Consider the following 4,184-nt stretch of genomic DNA (forward strand, 5'->3'; position numbering starts at 1 on the left):
AACCCCGGGGAATTGCATCAGATGCATGACTAGACCTGAGGCGACCCTGCCGATCTACATACTTCCTTCTCTTCGCCTGAACTTCAAGCTGCACCCCTGACCTGGCCCTTTGTGGATCATCTTGCATTTGGTGCATGATTCACGCGGCTACTGGAGGAGGTGTGTGGTGGCTCAAGATGCGTCGGATGACCCGATTGCCAGGATGGTCTTGGTCGACGGGGTTGCTCTCCTGCACCCCGAGGACGCGGTCTTCGACGGGATGTTGGAGGGCTGGCGGCGACAGCAGCGAGGCGGGCGGAGGCTGCGGCCGAAGACGATCAGCGACCGGCTGGCGGTGGTACGCCGGTTCATGGAGTACTCCAACGCCTACCCGTGGAGCTGGTCGGCCGGAGACCTCGACGACTGGATGACCGAGCTGATCGCCGCAGGTGAGAGATCCGAGTCGACAATCCGGAACTACCAGGGCTCGATCCGGCAATTCTGCGACTACATCACCTCGCCGTACTACCAGTGGGCCCAGGTCTGCGAGGAACGGTTCGGGAGCCACCCGATCCAGATCTGCCATGAATGGAACACCGTCGCCCACCTCACCGAATACGAAGGCGGCGCCGACCGGCGCCCGATGACCCGAGAGGAATGCCAGGCCCTGTTCGACTACGCCGACGACCAGGTCGACCGGGCGATCAGGCTCGGCCGCAAGGGAGCCTTGGCCGCCTACCGGGATGCCACCGTGTTCAAGGCCATCTACGGCTGGGGACTGCGCGCCGCGGAGACGTCCCGGCTGGACACCTTCGACTTCTACAAGAACCCCAAGGCTCCCGAGCTCGGCAGATTCGGGTCCCTGCACGTCCGCTACGGAAAGCGGACGAAGGGGTCGCCGCCTCGCCGGCGCACAGTGCTGAGCCTGATGCCGTGGGCAGTCGAATCCCTTGAGGACTACTGCGTCAACGTCCGCCCGCGCTACCAGGAAAGCGGCGGGACGGCACTCTGGCTGACCGAGCGGGGCGGTCGGCTTCAACCCCGGGAGATCGAGGCCCGGTTCGCCGAATACCGTGACGCCCTGGGCATGGATTCCGGCCTCACCCCGCACTGTCTGAGGCATTCATATGTGACGCACAACATCGAGGACGGGGCGGACCAGAAGTTCATCCAGGAACAGGTCGGACACGTCTACGCCTCCACGACCGCGATCTACACCGGGGTCAGCGGGGATTTCATGAACACCATGATGCGCAAGGTCCTCGACCGCGCCCTGACCGCCGCTGACCAGTAGGGATTACGACATGACGGCAAAGTTGGATTACCGCTGGCACCTGCGTGAGGTCATGGCGATCCGCGGGATGTTCTCCACGACCGATCTACGGCCCCTGCTGGCCGAGCGGGGCATCGCCCTGTCTCCCAGCCAGACCTACCGACTCGTGGTGGAACGGCCCGAGCGGCTGAGCTTGAAGACGCTCATGGCCCTCCTCGACATCCTCGGCTGCACGATGGAGGAACTGGTCGAGCCAGTCGCCGCCGCCGGCGGCGCTCGGCGCCGCCGCAAGGCGGCAGGCGGTTCTCCCGGCGACGGACACGGCGGACTGGGCGAGCTGCGGCCCAAGCGAGCCCGGATCGTGGCGGAGTAGACCACCATGTCCGACCTCACAAGCCAGGCTCCCCGGTTCCTCACGGAACCGACCGCCGTGATCACCGAGATCGTCCTGGCCATCGAGCCCGAGCTCGCTCCGGATGCGGTCGTGGAGGCCGTCGCCTCGATCGCAAGGACGAAGCCGCAGCGCCGCACTCTCGCCCAGGCCCTGAACAGCGATCCCGAGCTGCTGACCTCCAGCCGGCCCGAAGGGCCTGTCACGGTCCAAAAACTCATACAGGCCCTGCAGGCGACCGGCGCCAAACGGGTCGCGCTGCCCCGATGCGCCCGCTGCGGCAAACAGCACAAGCTCCTCAGCCTCGACGGTGACCAACGGATATGCGCCTACTGCCGGATGAAGCAGGCAGCGAAAGACGATCCGTGCGTGATCTGCGGCCTGCCCTCGCACATCACCAACCGCGATCACCTCGGCCGGGCACGCTGCGTCCACCACCCCGACACCGGCGACCAGAACCCCGTCGACGTCGTCTGCGACCACGTGGCCGCGATCGAGCCCAGACTTCCCCGCGAAGAAGTCGCCGCCGCCGTCCGGGACGTCTGCCCGCTGCTCACGCATCAGCGTCAACTGGCCAGGGCTCTGGAGAACAACCCCCGGCTACTGACCGGCGAAGGTGCCCTCGGGCCGCAAAAGCTCATCCTGCTGATCGAAGACCTGCTCGCCCGCGACACTCGGAACATCGTGCTGCCGCAGTGCCCGTTCTGCGGCACCGACCGCAAACTCCGTCACGCTCTGAACGGCCAGCGGGCCTGCCGAGCCTGCTACGAGAAGCTCCGCGTCCTGACGTGCTCCCGCTGCGGGCAGGACAAACCTATCGCGAGCAGGACCATGGACGGTCAGCCTCTGTGCCACCCCTGCACCCGAGCCGACCCGGTCAACCACAAACTCTGCACCAGTTGCGGACGAACCGCCCTCATCGTTCGCCGCGAGGGCGACCGGCTCCTCTGCAGGCGGTGCTTCCGAATACCCGACGCCGTCTGCGCGGACTGCGGACGCACGCGGCCCTGCCACTTCGCCGGCAGCGAGGCACCCCGCTGCGAAACATGCTCCAGTCGGCTTCGGCCGCCCCAGACGTGCTCGCGCTGCCAAAACGTACGCCAGGTGAAACGCCGACTGCCCGACGGGAGCCCACTCTGCGGCAGCTGCGGCACGATCCGATTCCCCTGCCACGTCTGCGGCAGAACCAAGCCGATCAAAGGACGAGGAACGGACGGGGAAGCCATCTGCCAGGTCTGCTATGACAAGCACCCCATCGCCCGCCGGAACTGCGGCCAGTGCGGCGTTCTCGAACGGCTCTACCATCACGGTCTCTGCAACACGTGCGCTCTCGACAGGCAGCTGTCCGGCCTGCTCAGTGGGCCCGACGGAACTGTTCGCCCAGACCTGGAGCCGGTGCTCCGGTGCTTACGCCGAGGCGACCCCCTCACTCTCCTCACCTGGCTTCGCAAACCTGTTCCGCGGCACCTGCTGACCGCTCTCGCCACCGAGAAAGCGCCCGTGACGCACGAATTCCTCGACGGCCTTCAGCACCCGATCAAAGCGGTGCAGCACCTACGAGCGGCACTGGCCGCCGACGGAGTCCTGCCGGCCCGGGACGAACAGCTCGCTCAGCTGGAGCGTTGGCTACCTCGCGCCATCGCCAAGATTGAGGACCCCACCGAGCGCCAAGTGATCCGCGGCTTCGCGAACTGGCACCACCTGCGCCGCCTTCGCCGCATCGCGGAGAAGCAACCCCTCTCGCTCCACCAAACCGTGGTCGTGCGCCGGGAGATCAAGGCGGCGATCCGGCTAGTCACCTGGCTCCGGTCCCGCGGCACAAACCTGGCCACCTGCACTCAGCACGACATCGACGACTGGCTGAACAGCGACATCTGGGTGCGCTACCTAGCCCGGACCTTCTTGGTCTGGTCAGTACGCAACCGCCATGCACACCGAGTGACCATCCCGCTCCCGCCCAAGGACAGCTCGATGGTCCTCATCGAAGATGATCAGCGCTGGGCCCACGTCCGCCGGCTCGTTGAGGGCGACGACATCGACACCGCGACCCGCGCCGCCGGCCTGCTTCTCCTGCTGTTCGCCCAGCCACTGAGCCGGACCTCCCGCATCCGAGTCGACCAGGTCACGCGGGAGGGTGACCGCACCATGCTGACGCTCGGCTCGCACCCGACCGACCTGCCACCACCCCTGGATTCCCTGGTGCTCGAACTCGTCCAACAACGGCACGGGTACTCAACCCTTGGCCGCAGCAACGATCATCCATGGCTCTTCCCCGGCCTAGCCGGCGGGCAACCAATCAGCAGCCGCCAGCTCATGCGCAAACTCACCGCACTGGGCATCCAGGCTCGGCCCGCCCGCAACACCACCCTGATGGAACTCTCCTCCGAACTCCCTGCCGTCGTGCTCAGCCGCCTCCTTGGACTCCACATCGACCGGGCCGAGAAGTGGACCAAGGAGGCAGGCGCCACACGAGCTGGCTACGCCGCTGAGCTCTCCCGCCGACAAGCATTCCGCAAGTCCCAATAGCCGCACTTACCGATA

General features: G+C 66.3%; 3 protein-coding genes. All 3 read left to right on the forward strand.

Annotation, left to right across the window (positions count from 1 at the left end; genetic code table 11):
* Positions 1-202: 202 nt before the first annotated feature.
* The 3 genes from ACIQWR_RS41395 to ACIQWR_RS41405 are packed head-to-tail and all read left to right on the forward strand — an operon-like array spanning position 203 to position 4,169.
* Positions 203-1,273, forward strand: coding sequence for a tyrosine-type recombinase/integrase (locus ACIQWR_RS41395; protein ID WP_404021330.1), 1,071 nt, complete (start codon positions 203-205; stop codon positions 1,271-1,273).
* A 10-nt stretch (positions 1,274-1,283) separates the two neighbouring features.
* Positions 1,284-1,625: a helix-turn-helix domain-containing protein gene (locus tag ACIQWR_RS41400; RefSeq protein WP_404021333.1), complete on the forward strand. Its 342-nt coding sequence runs from the start codon at positions 1,284-1,286 to the stop codon at positions 1,623-1,625.
* 6 nt (positions 1,626-1,631) lie between these two features.
* The gene (locus ACIQWR_RS41405) at positions 1,632-4,169 is read left to right on the forward strand and encodes a hypothetical protein (RefSeq protein WP_404021335.1); all 2,538 of its coding nucleotides are present in this window, start codon (positions 1,632-1,634) and stop codon (positions 4,167-4,169) included.
* Positions 4,170-4,184: the final 15 nt, after the last annotated feature.

The sequence above is a fragment of the Streptomyces sp. NPDC098789 genome, assembly GCF_044759975.1.
Lineage (GTDB): Bacteria > Actinomycetota > Actinomycetes > Streptomycetales > Streptomycetaceae > Streptomyces.

Excerpts from the sequence above, each read along its gene's own strand:
- ACIQWR_RS41395 (WP_404021330.1), top strand. The coding sequence starts at position 203 with ATGGTCTTGGTCGACGGGGTTGCTCTCCTGCACCCCGAGGACGCGGTC.
- ACIQWR_RS41400 (WP_404021333.1), top strand. The coding sequence starts at position 1,284 with ATGACGGCAAAGTTGGATTACCGCTGGCACCTGCGTGAGGTCATGGCG.
- ACIQWR_RS41405 (WP_404021335.1), top strand. The coding sequence starts at position 1,632 with ATGTCCGACCTCACAAGCCAGGCTCCCCGGTTCCTCACGGAACCGACC.